Below are 15,456 nucleotides of genomic sequence, written 5' to 3' on the forward strand. Positions count from 1 at the left end.
GGTGATGCAAATCATGCCTGGGTATTTTGGTTGTTGAAAGAATGTTCAAAGGCGTCGGTAATGAAGCTCTCGGCTGAAGTAGGTGAAGTGGAAAGCGTTGATGTCGCTGCGCCCAGGCTCGGGGAGATGCTCCTTACGGACCAGAAATTGTCGCGCAACGACCTGGAGAGGGCGCTGGAGGTCCAGCGCTCCATGGGCGGACGCCTGGGCCGCCTGCTCATCAGCCTGGGACTGGTTTCCGAGGTCGACGTGTACGCCGCACTATCCAGGCAGATTGACCTGCCTCTGGTGCGCCAGGACGCCTTCCCCAAGGAAAAGCCCGCCACGTCGCGGCTCAATACCAGCTTCTTGCTGGCCAACAACCTGCTTCCCCTGGGCAATGCGGAGGATGCGGAATCCGTGCCGGAGTTTGCATCGGTGGATCCCCGGAGCGCTGCGTTGCGCGATGCATTGCGCCTGGTGTTCGGGGATGTGCCGAAGATATTCTTTGGCCTTGAAACCGAAATATCCAGCCAGCTCAACGAGTGGTACGTCCAGGACCCCGAACAGAACGAAGAAACCGGGGGCGACCAGTTCGAGGCCTCCGAATTCATCGAGCACCTGCGGGACATGGCCTCGGAGGCCCCCATCATCCAGCGGGTGAGCCACATCCTTTCACAGGCAGTGGCAGCCCAGGCCTCGGACATCCATATCGAAACCTACGAAGAAAAATCGGTGGTCCGCATTCGGGTGGACGGCGAGCTGTATCCCATCGACGAGATCGACAACAAGGATGCCCCCGCAGTCGTGTCCCGCATCAAGATCCTCTCGCAACTGGACATTGCGGAACGCCGGATGCCCCAGGATGGCCGCACCAAGCTGCGCGTGCATGGAAAGGAAATGGACTCGCGCGTGTCCACCATCCCCACCATGTTCGGCGAATCCGTCGTCATGCGGTTGCTGGAAAAAAACTTCGACCTGCTTTCACTGGAAAGCCTGCATTTCACGCCGCCCACGCTGAAAACCATGCGCCAGCTTCTGAGCGTGCCGCATGGCATCTTTCTGGTGACAGGGCCCACGGGGTCGGGTAAATCCACTACGCTGTATGCCTCGATGCAGGAGCTGGAGGGCGAAAACCTCAAGATCCTGACGGTGGAAGACCCGGTGGAGTACCGGTTGCAGTGGCTCAACCAGGTGCAGGTGCAGCCCCAGATCGGACTGACCTTTGCCAAGGTGCTGCGCTCTTTCCTGCGCCAGGATCCGGACGTCATCATGATCGGCGAAATGCGCGATGGCGAAACCGCCGAAATCGCCGTGCAGGCCGCGCTGACGGGTCACCTGGTCATGTCCACGCTGCACACCAACAGTGCGCTCGGCGCCATCGTCCGCCTGATCAACATGGGGGTGGAGCCCTATCTGATCACGGCATCCGTGGTCGGCGTGCTGGCGCAACGCCTGGTGCGCAAGCTGTGCGAGGAGTGCAAGACCCCGCTTTTGCCGGACCAGGCGCAGGCCGCGGCGGCATCCCTGGGGGTGCCTTTGCAAGAGGGGCAGGTCATTTACAAATCCGTGGGTTGTGCCGCCTGCCGGGGCACGGGCTATCGGGGGCGGATCGCCGTCCATGAACTGCTGGTCCTCACGGAAGACGTCAAGAAGGTGGTCCTTGAAAGGGGCTCCAAGCTCAGCAGCGAAGACGGCGCCTATGCCGGGGGGAACTTGTTGCAGGATGGCGCCACCAAGGTCTTCAAGGGTCTGACAACGGCAGAAGAAGTCCTGCGCGTCGCTCGTCAAAATGATTGAATTTCAATACGATGGCATCACGTCCGACGGCAAGGCCTGCCAGGGGACCGTCCGCGCGCTGAATCTGGAAAGTGCGCGGCTGCGGCTTATCGGGCAGGGCGTGACACCGGTGCGCATCGCGGATGGATCGGGTGCGGTCTCCCAGGATGAGCCGCAAGGCCGGGGCGCAAAGCTCAAGCGCAGCGAAATACTGCTGTTCAGCCGTGAAATGGCACACCTCAAGCAGGCCAACATGCCGCTCGACAAGGCGCTGGTCATGCTCAAGGAGACGGCGAACACGGAGCGGCTGAAAGCATTCATTGCCAAGGTGGAGGAGGGGGTGCGGGGCGGGAAATCGCTGTACCAGTCTCTGCTGCCTTTCGAGCGGGACCTGGGGCGCCAGTATCTGGTCCTGATACGGGCCGGGGAAACCTCTGGTTCGCTGCATGTGGTCCTGAAGGAACTCACGGTCCAGCTCGAGGCCGAGGACAAGCTGCGCAACTACGTCATTTCTTCCATGACGTACCCGGTCATCTTGCTGGTGGTCGCTGTCTTGTCCGTCGTTCTCCTGCTGGCGTTCGTGGTTCCCCAGTTCCGGGAAATCTTCGACTCCATGGGCGACAAGCTGCCCTATTCGACCCGGCTGGTGGTCGACCTCAGCGATCTGATCCGCTCCCACTGGATGGCGATCCTGTTAGGCTTGGCGGTTGCGCTGTTCCTGGGCTCGCGATGGAGCGCAACGCCCACGGGGCGGTTGCGTCTCGACAGCGTGCTGCTGGACCTTCCCCTGTTCGGCAAGGTGTTGCGGAACCTGCAGTTCGCCATCTATTTCCGGACCTTCGGCATTTTGCTGCAGCGGGGCGTTCCGATGGTGGATGCCTTGCGCATTGCAGTGGATACGTTGACCAATACCGCGCTGCGCAAGGATATCGAGCCGCTGGTCGGTATCGTGAAAACCGGCAAGCGGCTTTCCACGGGTTTTTCGTCTCCGTACTTTGCAAAATCCAGCACTCCGCAGCTCATTCGCGTGGCAGAGGAAACCGGCCAACTGGATATTACGCTGCTGGGCTTGGCGGATCGCTACGAGGATGAGGGCCGCCGGACCATGGGGCGTGTCTTGGCGGCCATGGAGCCTTTGATAATTATTATTCTGGGGGCCTTGGTTGCATTCATCATTATTGCAATCCTGGGCGGTGTCTTGTCGATTAACGACACAATTTGATTTTGATTGTTTAAGAGATTTGATATGAATGTAAAGAATTCTGGCAGCAACGGAATGGCGCGGGCGAAGCGTTCGTCGGGCTTCACACTGATCGAATTGCTGGTGGTGCTGGTGATCCTCACGCTGCTTGCAGGGCTGGTGGGCCCGAAGGTGCTGGATCAGCTTGGCGGCGCCAAGTCCAAGACCGCCCGTATTCAGATTTCTGAAATCGAACAAAGCCTGGATCTCTTCAAACTGGATGTGGGCCGTTACCCCAACGACGCCGAGGGGCTGCGCGCCCTGGCGGACCGGCCCGCGACAGCGCCGGGCTGGAATGGGCCGTACCTGAAGAAGGGCTTGCCCTCTGACCCATGGGGTGCCGCCTATCTTTACAAGAACCCGGGCCGCAACGGGGGGCCGGACGTGTTTTCCCTGGGGGCCGATGCCAAGCAGGGCGGGGATGGCGAAAACTCGGACGTTTTTAACTGAGCCGCGTCCCCGTTTGCAGCACCGCTTGGTGGTTTCTTTCGCATGAGCCCTCTCTTGATGGCGCCATTGCGCCGCGTCCAGGGCTTCACTTTGCTGGAGATGCTGGTCGTGCTGGTGCTGGCCGCCATTACCGTGTCGGTGGTCGGCGCCGGGGGGCAGGCGTACATGGAGCGGTCTCGCTACAGCCAGGTGGTGCGGGACGTCTCCAGCCAGCTCAACAAGGCGCGCGCACTCAGTGTCCAGGAGGGCCGGCCGGTGACCGTGACCTACCAGCCGGAAATCCGCAGGCTTGTAGTGGACGGACGGTTGACTCTGGACGTGCCTGGACCATTGCTGGTTCAGTGGGAAGCCATCGAACGCAATCCCAAGTCCACCAAGGCTGCAGCCGCAGCGGGAGAGCCGATTTTTGTATTCAGTGCAGACGGTGGTGCTCGAGGCGGGCGGTTGGCGGTCCTGCGCGGTGGGCAAGGTGTCACTTTTCGCGTGAACTGGTTGCTCGGAACGGTGGAGCAAGCCACGACCGTGGCCCCGTCATGACGGTGAAGCGCTGCCTGCCCCCTTTTCTGAACCCGTTTTTTCAGCAATGCAGGCGAAAGCCTCGACCGCAGCGGGGGTTCAGCCTGCTGGAGGCGCTGGTTGCCATGGCCATCGCTTCCATTGCACTGGCAAGCCTCTATCGAAGCGTGGGGCAAAGCTCCAAGAATGTCATGGATGTGGAGGCTCGCGTGGAGGCCTCTTTGGTGGCCAAGTCAGCGCTGGCCGCCGGGGTTTATGCCGAAGATCTGATCAAGCAGGATTCCGGGCAGTCGGGCGTGTGGCGCTGGCGCATCCAGGTGGTGCCCGAGCAGGTTCCCATGATGGACGAAAGCGGTCGTCCTGCGCCAGGAGGGCCCGTGCGCGCGGCGAGGGTCACGGTGGAGGTCAGCAGAGATGGGGTGACCGCGGTGACGTGGACCACCTGGAAACCATACAGGTCTGCGTCATGAGCCAGGCCTTTCGCAAAACCTCTCGCGGGTTCACCTTGCTGGAGCTGCTGATCGCCCTGGCCGTCACGGCAGCCGTGGTGGCGCTGATGTTTGCGGGTGTCGGCGTGATAGGCCGCTCCGAGGAGCGCAACCAGCGGGTGATCGACCGGTCCGAGCGGATGATGGTGGTCAGCCAGTGGCTGGGGCGCAAGTTTGACACCCTGCGTTTGCTGATGCAGCGTACGAGCGAAAACAAGGTTGTGACATTTTTCAGCGGCAATGCGGCGGGTGCCATTTGGGTAGCCCCTTTGCCGGAGCGTGGCGATGCGGGAGGGCTGTATGTGTTCCGCACAACACCGTTGCGCCATGAGAATGGTCGTGTCGATCTGTCTGTCGAGGCTATCCCCTATGACGGGGCTCTGATGGCGTTGGATTGGAGTCGTGCCTTGCGAGAGACGCTTTTGCCGGACGTTCGAACACTCCAGTGGTACTACCAGGATGGTCAGACGGGGGAGTGGACGCAACAGTGGGACTCCACCAAAGCACAGTATCCTGCGCGGGTCAAGGTTGAGCTTGCCGATGCGCAGGGGGACTGGCCCATGCTGATTTTCCCTTTGACGAGGGCAAGATGATGGCCTGCAGTAAACGCCGTAGCAAAGGCGCAGCGTTGATTCTGGTGCTGTGGCTGGTGGCTTCCCTGTCATTGGTTGTGATGGCGAGTGCTCGGGGTGTTCGTCAGCAGACACAACGCGCGGCTCTGGATCTGGAGCGCATGCGTTCGGAGACCGTGCTGGATGCGGTCATCCAGCTGGCGGTGCAGCGGGTCATGTCGGAGAAGACTGCGGACAGTGGATACCGCATTCAGCGTTTGTCCCTGGGGGGCAATGAAGTTTGGGTGGAGATCACGCCCTCCGGCGGGCTGGTGGATGTGAATGTCGCAAGTGAAGCCTTGATGCAGGCCTTGTTCCAACGGGCGGGCGGCCTGACATCCGGCGAAGCCGCTATCCTGGCTTCGCGCGTGCGGGATTTCATCGATCCTGACGATACGCCTGGCGGTGTGGGGGGGGCCGAGTTGGCTCAGTACCGTGCGGCGGGCTGGCCCGCCAAGCCCCGCAATGCGGCCCTGGATGACCTCTCTGAGTTGAGATCGGTGCTGGGAATGACGTCGGAGCTCTATGAGATAATCGCGCCCCACTTGGGTATCAATGGGCAGCAACGCATCGAAACCGGTTCGGCTCCTCCAGCACTGATCGACGCCCTTTCGGGGCAGCCAGGCTTGGGGGCTCGCATTCACAATTCCTCTCCAGAAATGCGGGCTGCGGCGCTCCAAACAGGAGCCGCAGCCGACTTTTTCTCGCCTACCCGGGCAGGCGGTGGGCAAACAGTGCGTGTCAAGGCGTTTGTGCGGACTGAGGGTGATCGATGGTGGCAGCGTGAGGCATGGGTTGATCTCAGCGAGCGTCCAGGCAACTTGACGCCGTGGACAATGCTCTCGCTGGAGCCGACACGCCGCTTTAACAAGCCAGAACAGGAATTCAAGCCATGACAGGTTGGGGGCAACTATCTCTTCGTGCGCAAAAGGTGCTGGACCGAATGGCCTGGGGTTTTGGTGATCTGAAGCGAGTCCTGGTGGAGCATGGGGCTTGGCCCTCGATCGCGAATCCCGCCGTGGCTTCCGATGGCGGACGCTGGTCCATTTCAGGAACGCGTCTGCGCAAGCGCACCAACAACCGCAAGGCGGCCAGCCTGCTGGTGCCAGAAGCTGACTGCCTATGGGGCACGGTGCAGTTGCCGGACATGCCCCAGCGCTCCCTGGCCGGGGGGGTGGAGGAGGCCCTTTGGCGGGTTTCACCCATGCCTCCAGAGCAAATCGTGGCTGCCTGGCGTGCTGAGCCGAAGGCCCAGGGCGGATGGGTGGTCGAGTGGGGTATGTGCCGGCGCAGCTCCCTGGAGCAGCAACTGGCGCAGCACGGATTTGCGGGGAATGCACCGGTGTACATGGTCCGCCAAGGGCGCGCTCTCCCTGTCCATGGTGCGGCATGGCAAAAGCAGAGCAGCCGCCAGCACTGGATAGATGGAGCCGCCGCAGCATTTTTGTTGCTGTTGCTGGTCGCTTTGTCGCTGCCCGCATTGATGCCACTCGTACTAAAACGGCAGGCGGTGGTCCGCGCTGTGCAGCATGTCGGCATGCTTGAGCCCAAGGCGGCTCCTCTGCGCCAGAAGATGGATGAACTGCGCAGTCAGGCTGGAATGGCGGAAGAGTTGCGCAAGAGCATCGCCATCGACATGCCTCTGGCCAGCGTGATTGACGGGCTCTCATCTGCGATCCCGGCCGACACCTGGCTCGATCGTCTCGAAGTCAATGGATCCGAGATAAAGATCACTGGCCTGACTGCCAATGCCACCGAACTCATTGGGCACCTCGGACGGCAACCGGGATTTGCCGATGTCCGGGCAACTGCTGCGAACGTGCGCGATGGCGCGTTGAACAAGGAGCGCTTCACGATCGAATTGCGCTGGCGAGGTGAGGGGGCAAAGCCATGAAGATGAATGTTTGGCGGCGTCATTCGATCGTTTTGCTGCTAGTGCTGTGCATTGGTGCGCTGGCATGTGCTGCATTGGTCTATAGAGCACTCTGGGTACGCTACGAAGGTGCGCTGCATCAGTTGGAGCCTCGCAGCGAGCGGCTGGAGGGCGTGGTCAACGCGGGCTCTGAAATCGAGACGCTGCTCAGCTCCGCGAGCAATACCGTTGCCCCTTTGCTTCACCCCGCCGGTGAGGCTGCGCAGAACGATATCCAGCAGAAGATCCGCCAGTTGATCATGGCCTCTGGGAGCACGCTGGTTTCCTCCCAGGTTGCGTTGGAGCCAGGGGGGGAGGGCAAGCTGGCGCGCATCCGCCTGACGGCCACCGTCAGTGGCGAATGGGCCAAACTCGTGAATTTCATGGAAAGCTTGCAAACGCAACGTGCGCCGTTCTGGGTGCGCACGGCCAACATCATGCGCGAGGGGGGGAGCTCCGGGCCCGGTCCCCAGACTGCCCGTCTTACGCTGCAATTGGAGGCTCCCTTGGCACCAGAAAAGGTCAAGCCATGATCAAACCTTGGCATCTTGGCCCGGTACTGGCGGTTGCCGCATTGGCGGCCAGTGCTTACTGGTGGCATAACGAAAAAGATCGATGGAGTCCACCGCCGCCGCGCAAGCCTGACCTCCCCAAGGTCGAACCCATGCCCGAGCCAATAAGCGTCCGCGCTAAGCAGGCCGTAGAGCGTCCATTGTTCTGGACGTCTCGGCGCCCGGTGGTTGTGGATGAAAAGAAGACCAGCTTGGTTACGGAATTGACGCAGTCACGCCTCACGGCCGTACTGGAATCCGGCCTGCAGCGTGTAGCTATCCTTCAGCGTGCGGATGGCACCACACTCAAGATCACCGGGGAAACAAAACCGTGGCGGATAGAGTCATTTGATGGCCGCAACGCGGTGTTTCTATCTGCGGACGATCAACGCGTAGAACGCCCGCTGGAAGCGGGAAGCGCTGCGGCGCCCAAAGCCGGTCCTATTGGCGATCGCCTGCGCAGGCCCACCATAAATCAGTAAGCCACTGCGGCATACCCCCATATTGGAGCTATATCTCTATGAACATTCGGCCATCCATCCTTTTGCTGGCGTTGCTGGCTGCGGGTTGCGCCAGCACACAGGGCGGGCCTGCCGCGGCTCCTTCGCCCGAGCAAACGGTGGCGGCAGCATCCGATGTTGCTGCAAGCCCGTCGCCTAAGGCGGCTGCGCCTGTGCCAATTGCCCCTGTGGCACCCAATACTGCGGAGGCTGCGAAGGGGGCCAAGGTCCCGGAGCAAAAGAGTGCGCCTTCCAGCACCCGCCTTTTTCCTGGAAATGACCAGTTCTTCAAGCGTGACGTTGCGCCGCAAGTAGACCCCGTCCTCGCCAAAGGAGACAAGGTCGCACTCAACTTCGAGAATGTCACGGTCAGCAATCTGGCGGTGGCGTTGCTGGGTGACTTGCTCAAGCTCAACTACACCATTGACGCCGGCGGCGAAACGGTGGTGAGCCTGCATACCCGCCAGCCGCTGCTGCGCAGCCAAGTCCTGGACGTGCTGGACGCTGTGCTCCTTCCCCATGACCTGGCGATCGTCCGCGACAACGCAGGCGTTTACCACGTTACCAAGCGCACCGTCACCTTGGGAGCTCGCCCGGTAGTGGGCGCGTCGCGTTTCAAGGATTTGTCGGGGGCCGGGACCGTCATCGTTCCGTTGAACCACATCGCTGCGGCCGAAATGGCCAAGATACTGGCGCCCATCGCACCGCGCGAAGCCATCGTCTACGTGGATGCCATGCGCAACCTGCTGGTGCTGCAAGGAAGCAAGGCCCAGTTGGGTGGCTGGCTGGAGATGGTCGAAGCCTTTGACGTGGATTTCCTTTCCGGAATGTCGCTGGGAGTGTTCGTGCTGGAGAATGCCAACGTCAATGTAGTGCGTGATGCGCTGCAGGCGATGTTGGGTGCGGACAGCGGCACCGGTGCGGCGCCACCAGGAGGCGCGGCACCAGCACCAGCGGGAGTGGGTGGATTGCCAAATGCGGGTGGCGGAGCGAGCGCTGGAGGCGGCGGAGCATCCGCGCAGGTGGCCACTCCCTTGGGCGGGCTCATTCGGGTGTTCCCGGTTGAACGTCTCAATGCCCTGGTCGTGGTCACTCCGCGAAGCCACCTGCTGGCCCAGGTGGAAACCTGGATTCGGCGCCTGGATCGCCCGACCGATACGTTGGAGGCCAGTCTGTTTGTCTATCCGGTGCAAAACGGCTCGGCTTTGCAACTGGCTGAAATGCTCAATGGCCTGTTCGGTGGGGGGCAATCCGGGCAAGGCAGATCCGGCGGTGTGGCATCGGGCTCTGCTCCCACGCAGTTTTCCCAGGGCGCGGGTCTGGGTGGGGGGGGATTTGGTGCTGGCTCCGGTCTTTCAAGCAGCAGTTCCAGCCCCTTTGGCAACACGGGCAGCACGGGCGGCATGGGCAGCGGTTCCCTGGGGGGTGCCCTCGGTGCCGGCGGGAATAGAACAACATCTCCCAACAACACATCGCTCACTTCGACCAGCCAGTTGGATGGCAATGTGCGGGTTGTAGCTGATGAAAAACGCAATGCCCTCCTGATCCGCGCCCCACGAACCGAGTACCGCCGCATTGAGCAGGCGTTGCGGGAGCTTGACAAGGCGCCGATGCAAGTGCTGATTGAGGCCAGCATCGTGGAAGTGAGCCTAACGGGAAATCTGGAGTACGGCGTTGAGTGGTATCTGCAGAATGGCCTCAGTGGCGGCCGTGAAGGGCAGGCGTCGCTGAACATGAACACGAGCGGGGGAATAGGGCCAAAGCAACCGGGTTTTTCGTACAGCATCGTGAACTTGAGCAAGGCCAATCTGGTGCGCGCCACGCTTAACGCACTCGCCGAAAAGTCGCAGGTGCGCTTGCTGTCCAGCCCCTCCGTGCTGGTACTGAATAACCACAACGCCACCATCCAAGTGGGCCAGCAGCAGCCTATCAAGAGTTCTACCGCGGTCACGACAGGCAATTTGGTGACCGAATCCATCACCTACAAGGACACGGGGGTGATGCTTTCAGTGACGCCTTCTGTCAATGCGGGGGGATTGATCAGCATGGATATCTCCCAGCAGGTCACAGACGTTGGTGAGCAAGACATCGCGACGACTCAACGGGTGTTCCAGACCCGCCAGATTCAGACGCGCGTTGCCGTGCGTTCGGGTGAGCCTATCGTGCTGGGTGGGCTGATTCGTGAAAACGACAGCGGAAGTCGCAGCGGTATTCCAGGCCTGGCGGATATCCCGGTGTTGGGCTCATTGTTCTCCACCACGTCCAACAAGCGCAATCGCACCGAATTGCTGGTGCTGATGACGCCGCGTGCCCTGGAGGATGACGACCAATTGCGTTCGGCCAGCGCTGAAATGCGCGAGCGCATGCGTTCGCTGTCCTTGCAGGCGCAGCCTTTCAACATTCGTCCCGCCGATGTGCCGCTTCAGCCATGGCGCTGAGCTGTCTCTGTGACAGAGTCAGTATCAGTAGCGTTAAGCCCACGTCCGACCCCTAGACATCAGGAGATTCTTTACATGACGCAATCTTTTACCCGCCGCCACTTGTTCAGGAACCTTGCAGCTCCGGCTGCCGCCATGCTTGTACTGGCGGGGTGTGCTACCACTGGTGGGGCGGTGTCGCCCGAGGCGGACAAGGCTGCTTTGCTGAAACGTGCCCAAGCCTATTGGGCATTGTTGCGCGCCAATGACAGCTTGGGGGCATGGCCCTATGAGGAAGCGTCCAAGGACCCGAAAGCAACGGTGGAGGAATACCTCAAGCGCGGCGGAGTGGCCTATGACGCGGTGGAGGTGCGAGGCGTGCGTAGCATCGAAGGCGACCGTGCTGTGGTGAACTTGTGGATGCGCTATTCGCTCCCGCTGCTGCGCCTCAAAAATCAGGAAACAGCAGTAGAAGATGAATGGCGCCGCATTGATGGCGTATGGCACCACGTTCTTCGCCGCAGCGTGATGTTCACCAAAGACAAGGAGTGAGCGTCGTTGTTTGAGTGCAACAAACGCACAGGGAGCGAGTTTCTGGTGGAAATAGGTTGAAAAAATTAAAGGTATCAGTATAAGATTGCATCAACCCAAACGGAGTACGGATGGGTTGCAGATCCCGCACAGGGTGGGAAAGCTTCCTTCAATTATCTAAGGACTGAGAAGATGAAAAAATTTGCAATGGCAGCCGTTGCAGCCGCTGCGCTGAGTGCTGGTGTGGCGCAGGCGTACACCGTGGGTACGTACAGCAATGGCGTGGTGGTTCCTAACGTGATCCACAACGGCGCAGCAGACACGACCGCAGTTGGCCTGATCAACCAATCCGGCGGCACCCGTGCTGTGTATTGGACGTTCTTCGACCAGAACTCCAACCACATCACCGACGGTTGCTTCCCCATGACCAACCGGGACTACCAGTCCTTCATCTGGGCTAACGAATCGGGCGGCAGCCTGACCAACGTGCGTGGCTACCTGGTGTTCGCGCTGGGTGCAACCACCGCTGGTGGCGCTGCTCAAACTGCTTGCTCTGGCGCCGCTGTGCTGGCTACCGGTACGGACGCTGTTGGCATTTCTGCCAACGCATTCCAAGTGAACGCTGTTGCCAAGGACGTCGCTTTCACGCCCGTGATCGATGGCCCTCTGTTGATCGGTTCGGCCGTTGACATCACCAAGATGGATGCCAACAGCCTGGTCGCTGTGGCCGGCGCTGCTCAGACCTTTGGTGCAGTTGCTCCTACGTTCAGCATGCGTTACGCCATCGACCAAGCCCAACTCGGCCTGGACACGGCTGTTGTTGTCTGGTCCACGGGTGACCACCGCGGCACGCACACCGTCAACATCTATGACGACAAGCAAAACCGCAAGTCTGTCAACTTCGCTCTGAAGAAGGCTGAGCTGGACTGGTTCGATCCAGAAACCATCCTGGGCCTGCCCGCAACCTTCACCGATGGCTTCATCGAGTGGACGCCGAACGTGGTTCCTGGTGACTTCGCTGCTCTGGGCGGCACGCCCGGTACGGCTCTGGCTCAGCAGACCCAAGGTTCCGTGTTCACGTACTCGTCGATCAGCTCGACGGCCTTCGGTGCAGTGCAAACCCTGCTGGGCGCGCACACCGTTGTCGCTCCTTAATAGGACAGCCTGATATTGCGAGTGCTACGGCACTTGCTTATTAGGATTCGCCTGATCGTTGCCGTTCTCAAGAGGGCGGCATGCAGATGGCAATAAAAATAGCGCCGCAAGGCGCTATTTTTTTTGCGTTGTAAGGGGGTGTGGGTTATGGCATTGAAGTCTCGATTTGTGTCTTGCTGCGCATTGGTTTTTGTGGCCGCAGGGATTCTGGCGGGCTGTCAGACGGCTGGCGTACAAGAGGATTCTGCGGGAGGGCGTGGCGCCGAGCCCGCTCCAGTCTCACGGCAGCTTTCGATCCCGGTTCCTGTTTCCTGGGGGGGGGAGTTGCGGTGTGGTACGGGGGGGTGTTTGCTCGTGGCGGTGGAGCACGAAAACAATATGGTTGCATTGCATCGCGTAGACGGTCGCAAATCCGTGCAACTCGACCGCCAGCCCGTGGCATACCATCCCGATTCAGCCGTGTGGCTGGCGGATGACTTGCTCGTGGCCGCGGTGGAGGCCACGGCCAGTCTGGACGTCTTTCGCGTCAAAGGTTCGAAGCTCGAGCGTCTGCAGCAAATCCCTGTGGGTTTTCCGCCGCGTGACGTGATGGTGGCAAAAGCGGAGCGGGGCCGGTACACATTGTTGGCTACTCCTTATAGTGGTAAAGAGGTTGCATGGGTGATGGACTGGTCTGTCGATGATCGCCAGGCACCCACTGTCAAGAAGGTGGGCTGGTGCGAAGCACCTTGGCATCCGGTCAAGCTGAGCCGTGCGCGCGGCATCACCGGGCCAGCCATCGCCGTGGCGTGTTTGGATGGCAAGCGCCTGGTTGCGGTTCCCGAATCCAGCGTGCTGTCATCGCCGGTCGTTCTGGCATCCTTCCCTGTCATTTCGCGCAATGCCGCGCCTTCCCCGTCGGGCGACTGGGTGTATGTTTCGCTGGAAACGGGTGCTCGCAATGCCCGCGTCCATATGGAAACCGGGGAACTCCAATGGATTCAATCCCCTCTGACCGGCAGCGTGTCAGTTGCACCCCTTGAAGACGATCTTGTCATGTGGGGAGAGGACCAGGAGCTCTATCTGCAGCGTTTGGGCGCCAAGGGCGAGGTTCTTGAAACCCGTTGGCAGAACGTCAGCGGCTTCGCAACGCGTCTGCAGATTCTGGATGTGGACCAGGACGGTGAGCGCGATGTGGTCGTTTTCAATTCTGGTGGCGAGGTAATTGATGTCGTGTACGGCCCTCTTTGGGATGGCGCCAAGGTGCAACGTGTGCCGCGGAAACGCGCACGCTGATGGAGTTGTAAAAAAGATGAGTAAATGTTTTGGTGGTTACCGCAGTGTTCTGGGCGCGTCCTTGTTGTTGCTGGCGGGTATTTGGGGTGTACCGGCCGGGGCCGCTGACTTGGTCAAGTTCGCGGATGGTGAAGTCATCACCTCGTCAGATCTGTCGCAGTACCTGGACCGCCGAGTGGATCTGCGGGCCAGCGTTCGCAACAAATGGGGCGTGGAGAAAGTCCTCCGTGAGATGGCGATTGCGCGTGCCCTCACACAGGAGGGTACGCGCATGGGCGAACCGCGTCCGTCCGGTAAGGAGTCTGAGCGCTTTGACGATGCTTATGCCTTTGCCATTTTCAAAAAGCTGGCTCCGGCTTGCAGTCCGCCGGCAGATAGCGCAGCTGCGCGAAAATTCTACGACGAGAATCCCAAGGCATTCCTCGTGCCCCCCATGGCACGTGTGAGCCGGGTGATGTTGCCAGCGGGGGAAACGATCGAGTCGCAGGACGCAATGGCGTGGCTGATGGCGCAGGCGCAGGCCATTGCAGCAGGGGGCAAGACTTTCGACGACCTCGTCAAGAAGGCCGACACCCTTTACCGCCTAGATCCCCAAGGTGACGTCGGCTGGGTGGCGCTTGTGAATGAAAACACTATTTTGCGCACGCTGGCATCGGCCAAGGCGGGAGACATGGTGGGGCCCGTGCGAGAAGGGGACTTTGTGTACTTTTTCGCGATGGTCGAGAAGCGCGAGGGGCGTCAGCTTGCCTGGGACGAGGTGGCCGTTTCGGTTCCTGCGCGGGCGGTAAGCTATTGCCGCCAGGTCGGCACACAGAAGCTCGAAGCTGATCTGCTTGCCAAGTACGGCGTGGTCATGGATCCCGCGGCTATCAACAGCTTGTTTGACAAGCCAAAGTCCAAATAGAGCTGTCGAAGCGGTGTGTTGGCTCGGTTACAAATGGCCTTGCCTCGCAAGAGGTGAACAGTACAATACTAGGTTGCCCGGAACGGAGCGCTTTGCCATGCCAAACGTTCTGCAGCCTTCGGGCTAGTCAAGCCTTCCCTTTGAGCGACTGCAACAGCAGCCCTATTGAATGACCGATGTCCGCGCTTCCGTATTAATCCCTGTCAAAAACGGCGGCCCCCTGCTCGGTGAAGTGCTGGACACCATTCTGAAGCAGCAAACCCCTTGGCCTTTTGAAGTCATTGTGGTGGATTCGGGGTCCAGGGACGGATCTGTGGAACTGGTCCGGGGACGCGGCGTGCGGTGCGAAGTCATCCCACCAGAAGAGTTCGGTCATGGCCGCACGCGGAATTTTCTTGCGTCTCTGGCCAAGGGGGAATTCCTAGTTTTTCTGACCCAGGACGCCAAACCTGCGAGTGCGCATTGGCTGCGTCATATGGTGGAGGCATGCAGCACAGAAGAGTCCGTGGCTGGGGCGTTTGGCCCCCACAGAGCGCATCCCCATGCTAGGCATGTCACGCACTGCGAACTGAGTCTGCACTTCGCGGGATTTGGGGACAAACTCTCGGTGGTTCGCCTGGAGGACAAGAACCGTTTTGCGGTCGATCCGGGCTACCGCCAGTGGCTGCATTTTTTCTCCAGCAACAATTCTTGTATCCGCCGGTCGGTGTGGGAGCGGCTTCCGCTGCCGGACGTGGCTTTTGCAGAGGACCAGACCTGGGCCTTGCGGGCGATCGAGGCGGGCTACGGCAAGGCCTACGCGCCTGAGGCCATGGTGTACCACTCACACGACTTTGGTGTCTGGGAGACTCTGCAGCGCAATTTTGATGAAGCGCGCTCCTTCAACCTCTATTTTGGCTACCGCATTCAGGATAGCCTGGTACAGGCCTTGAAATCCGGAGTGCACCTTGCAAAGCGTGATCTGGGCTGGCTGCGCAGCGGCGGATTGCGCGGCTGGCGGCTCTTCAAGAACGCGGGCTATATGAGCCTTGTGGAAATGGCGCGGGTCGCAGGGCAGTACCTGGGCACCCGGCACGACCGCTTGCCGGCATGGCTATTGCGCTCGGTGTCGCGCGATGAGCAATTGCAGCGCGCGGGGGCGGCCTGAC

The 15,456-nt window shown here is 60.6% G+C and carries 16 protein-coding genes; all 16 read left to right on the forward strand.

What is annotated here, in order from left to right:
* Window positions 1-60: 60 nt before the first annotated feature.
* The 16 genes from KW843_RS00680 (at window position 61) to KW843_RS00755 (ending at window position 15,455) form a co-directional block, all read left to right on the forward strand.
* Entirely contained in the window at window positions 61-1,779 is a 1,719-nt protein-coding gene (locus KW843_RS00680) for a GspE/PulE family protein (protein WP_218293184.1), read from the forward strand.
* On the forward strand, window positions 1,772-2,980 hold the full coding sequence (locus KW843_RS00685; protein WP_218293185.1) for a type II secretion system F family protein: 1,209 nt from the start codon (window positions 1,772-1,774) through the stop codon (window positions 2,978-2,980). Before KW843_RS00680 ends, KW843_RS00685 begins: the two co-directional genes overlap by 8 nt.
* A gap of 24 nt (window positions 2,981-3,004) precedes the next feature.
* Complete coding sequence (gene gspG / locus KW843_RS00690; RefSeq protein ID WP_255591270.1) at window positions 3,005-3,448, forward strand: type II secretion system major pseudopilin GspG; 444 nt, start codon at window positions 3,005-3,007, stop codon at window positions 3,446-3,448.
* Window positions 3,449-3,490: 42 nt separating this feature from the next.
* On the forward strand, window positions 3,491-3,985 hold the full coding sequence (locus KW843_RS00695; protein ID WP_255594473.1) for a GspH/FimT family pseudopilin: 495 nt from the start codon (window positions 3,491-3,493) through the stop codon (window positions 3,983-3,985).
* Window positions 3,982-4,434 (forward strand): prepilin-type N-terminal cleavage/methylation domain-containing protein, encoded by a 453-nt coding sequence (locus tag KW843_RS00700; RefSeq protein ID WP_218293186.1) that lies wholly within the window; start codon window positions 3,982-3,984, stop codon window positions 4,432-4,434. Before KW843_RS00695 ends, KW843_RS00700 begins: the two co-directional genes overlap by 4 nt.
* Window positions 4,431-5,045, forward strand: a complete 615-nt coding sequence (locus tag KW843_RS00705; RefSeq protein WP_218293187.1) for a prepilin-type N-terminal cleavage/methylation domain-containing protein — start codon at window positions 4,431-4,433, stop codon at window positions 5,043-5,045. The genes KW843_RS00700 and KW843_RS00705 overlap by 4 nt, the downstream gene beginning before the upstream one ends.
* Window positions 5,045-5,959 carry a general secretion pathway protein GspK gene (locus tag KW843_RS00710; RefSeq protein WP_255594474.1) on the forward strand — a complete coding sequence of 305 codons (915 nt, stop codon included), beginning with the start codon at window positions 5,045-5,047 and terminating at the stop codon, window positions 5,957-5,959. Before KW843_RS00705 ends, KW843_RS00710 begins: the two co-directional genes overlap by 1 nt.
* On the forward strand, window positions 5,956-6,957 hold the full coding sequence (locus KW843_RS00715) for a PilN domain-containing protein (protein ID WP_218293189.1): 1,002 nt from the start codon (window positions 5,956-5,958) through the stop codon (window positions 6,955-6,957). Before KW843_RS00710 ends, KW843_RS00715 begins: the two co-directional genes overlap by 4 nt.
* Window positions 6,954-7,508, forward strand: a complete 555-nt coding sequence (locus KW843_RS00720; RefSeq protein WP_218293190.1) for a GspMb/PilO family protein — start codon at window positions 6,954-6,956, stop codon at window positions 7,506-7,508. The genes KW843_RS00715 and KW843_RS00720 overlap by 4 nt, the downstream gene beginning before the upstream one ends.
* On the forward strand, window positions 7,505-8,008 hold the full coding sequence (locus KW843_RS26665; protein ID WP_255591266.1) for a hypothetical protein: 504 nt from the start codon (window positions 7,505-7,507) through the stop codon (window positions 8,006-8,008). The genes KW843_RS00720 and KW843_RS26665 overlap by 4 nt, the downstream gene beginning before the upstream one ends.
* A 206-nt stretch (window positions 8,009-8,214) precedes the next feature.
* Window positions 8,215-10,464, forward strand: a complete 2,250-nt coding sequence (gene gspD, locus KW843_RS00730) for a type II secretion system secretin GspD (protein ID WP_370628417.1) — start codon at window positions 8,215-8,217, stop codon at window positions 10,462-10,464.
* 75 nt (window positions 10,465-10,539) lie between these two features.
* The gene (locus KW843_RS00735; protein WP_218293192.1) at window positions 10,540-10,995 is read left to right on the forward strand and encodes a hypothetical protein; all 456 of its coding nucleotides are present in this window, start codon (window positions 10,540-10,542) and stop codon (window positions 10,993-10,995) included.
* 171 nt (window positions 10,996-11,166) lie between these two features.
* On the forward strand, window positions 11,167-12,129 hold the full coding sequence (locus KW843_RS00740) for a hypothetical protein (protein ID WP_218293193.1): 963 nt from the start codon (window positions 11,167-11,169) through the stop codon (window positions 12,127-12,129).
* Window positions 12,130-12,507: 378 nt separating this feature from the next.
* Window positions 12,508-13,404 (forward strand): hypothetical protein, encoded by an 897-nt coding sequence (locus tag KW843_RS00745; protein ID WP_218293194.1) that lies wholly within the window; start codon window positions 12,508-12,510, stop codon window positions 13,402-13,404.
* A gap of 16 nt (window positions 13,405-13,420) precedes the next feature.
* Entirely contained in the window at window positions 13,421-14,308 is an 888-nt protein-coding gene (locus tag KW843_RS00750; protein WP_218293195.1) for a peptidyl-prolyl cis-trans isomerase, read from the forward strand.
* A gap of 169 nt (window positions 14,309-14,477) precedes the next feature.
* Window positions 14,478-15,455, forward strand: a complete 978-nt coding sequence (locus KW843_RS00755; protein ID WP_218293196.1) for a glycosyltransferase family 2 protein — start codon at window positions 14,478-14,480, stop codon at window positions 15,453-15,455.
* The last annotated feature ends 1 nt before the right edge of the window (window position 15,456 follow it).

The sequence above is a fragment of the Acidovorax sp. sif1233 genome (assembly GCF_019218755.1).
Lineage (GTDB): Bacteria > Pseudomonadota > Gammaproteobacteria > Burkholderiales > Burkholderiaceae_C > Acidovorax.

Coding starts and splice junctions, on each gene's coding strand:
- KW843_RS00680 (WP_218293184.1), top strand. CDS start 61: ATGAAGCTCTCGGCTGAAGTAGGTGAAGTGGAAAGCGTTGATGTCGCT.
- KW843_RS00685 (WP_218293185.1), top strand. CDS start 1,772: ATGATTGAATTTCAATACGATGGCATCACGTCCGACGGCAAGGCCTGC.
- gspG (WP_255591270.1), top strand. CDS start 3,005: ATGAATGTAAAGAATTCTGGCAGCAACGGAATGGCGCGGGCGAAGCGT.
- KW843_RS00695 (WP_255594473.1), top strand. CDS start 3,491: ATGAGCCCTCTCTTGATGGCGCCATTGCGCCGCGTCCAGGGCTTCACT.
- KW843_RS00700 (WP_218293186.1), top strand. CDS start 3,982: ATGACGGTGAAGCGCTGCCTGCCCCCTTTTCTGAACCCGTTTTTTCAG.
- KW843_RS00705 (WP_218293187.1), top strand. CDS start 4,431: ATGAGCCAGGCCTTTCGCAAAACCTCTCGCGGGTTCACCTTGCTGGAG.
- KW843_RS00710 (WP_255594474.1), top strand. CDS start 5,045: ATGGCCTGCAGTAAACGCCGTAGCAAAGGCGCAGCGTTGATTCTGGTG.
- KW843_RS00715 (WP_218293189.1), top strand. CDS start 5,956: ATGACAGGTTGGGGGCAACTATCTCTTCGTGCGCAAAAGGTGCTGGAC.
- KW843_RS00720 (WP_218293190.1), top strand. CDS start 6,954: ATGAAGATGAATGTTTGGCGGCGTCATTCGATCGTTTTGCTGCTAGTG.
- KW843_RS26665 (WP_255591266.1), top strand. CDS start 7,505: ATGATCAAACCTTGGCATCTTGGCCCGGTACTGGCGGTTGCCGCATTG.
- KW843_RS00735 (WP_218293192.1), top strand. CDS start 10,540: ATGACGCAATCTTTTACCCGCCGCCACTTGTTCAGGAACCTTGCAGCT.
- KW843_RS00740 (WP_218293193.1), top strand. CDS start 11,167: ATGAAAAAATTTGCAATGGCAGCCGTTGCAGCCGCTGCGCTGAGTGCT.
- KW843_RS00745 (WP_218293194.1), top strand. CDS start 12,508: ATGGTTGCATTGCATCGCGTAGACGGTCGCAAATCCGTGCAACTCGAC.
- KW843_RS00750 (WP_218293195.1), top strand. CDS start 13,421: ATGAGTAAATGTTTTGGTGGTTACCGCAGTGTTCTGGGCGCGTCCTTG.
- KW843_RS00755 (WP_218293196.1), top strand. CDS start 14,478: ATGACCGATGTCCGCGCTTCCGTATTAATCCCTGTCAAAAACGGCGGC.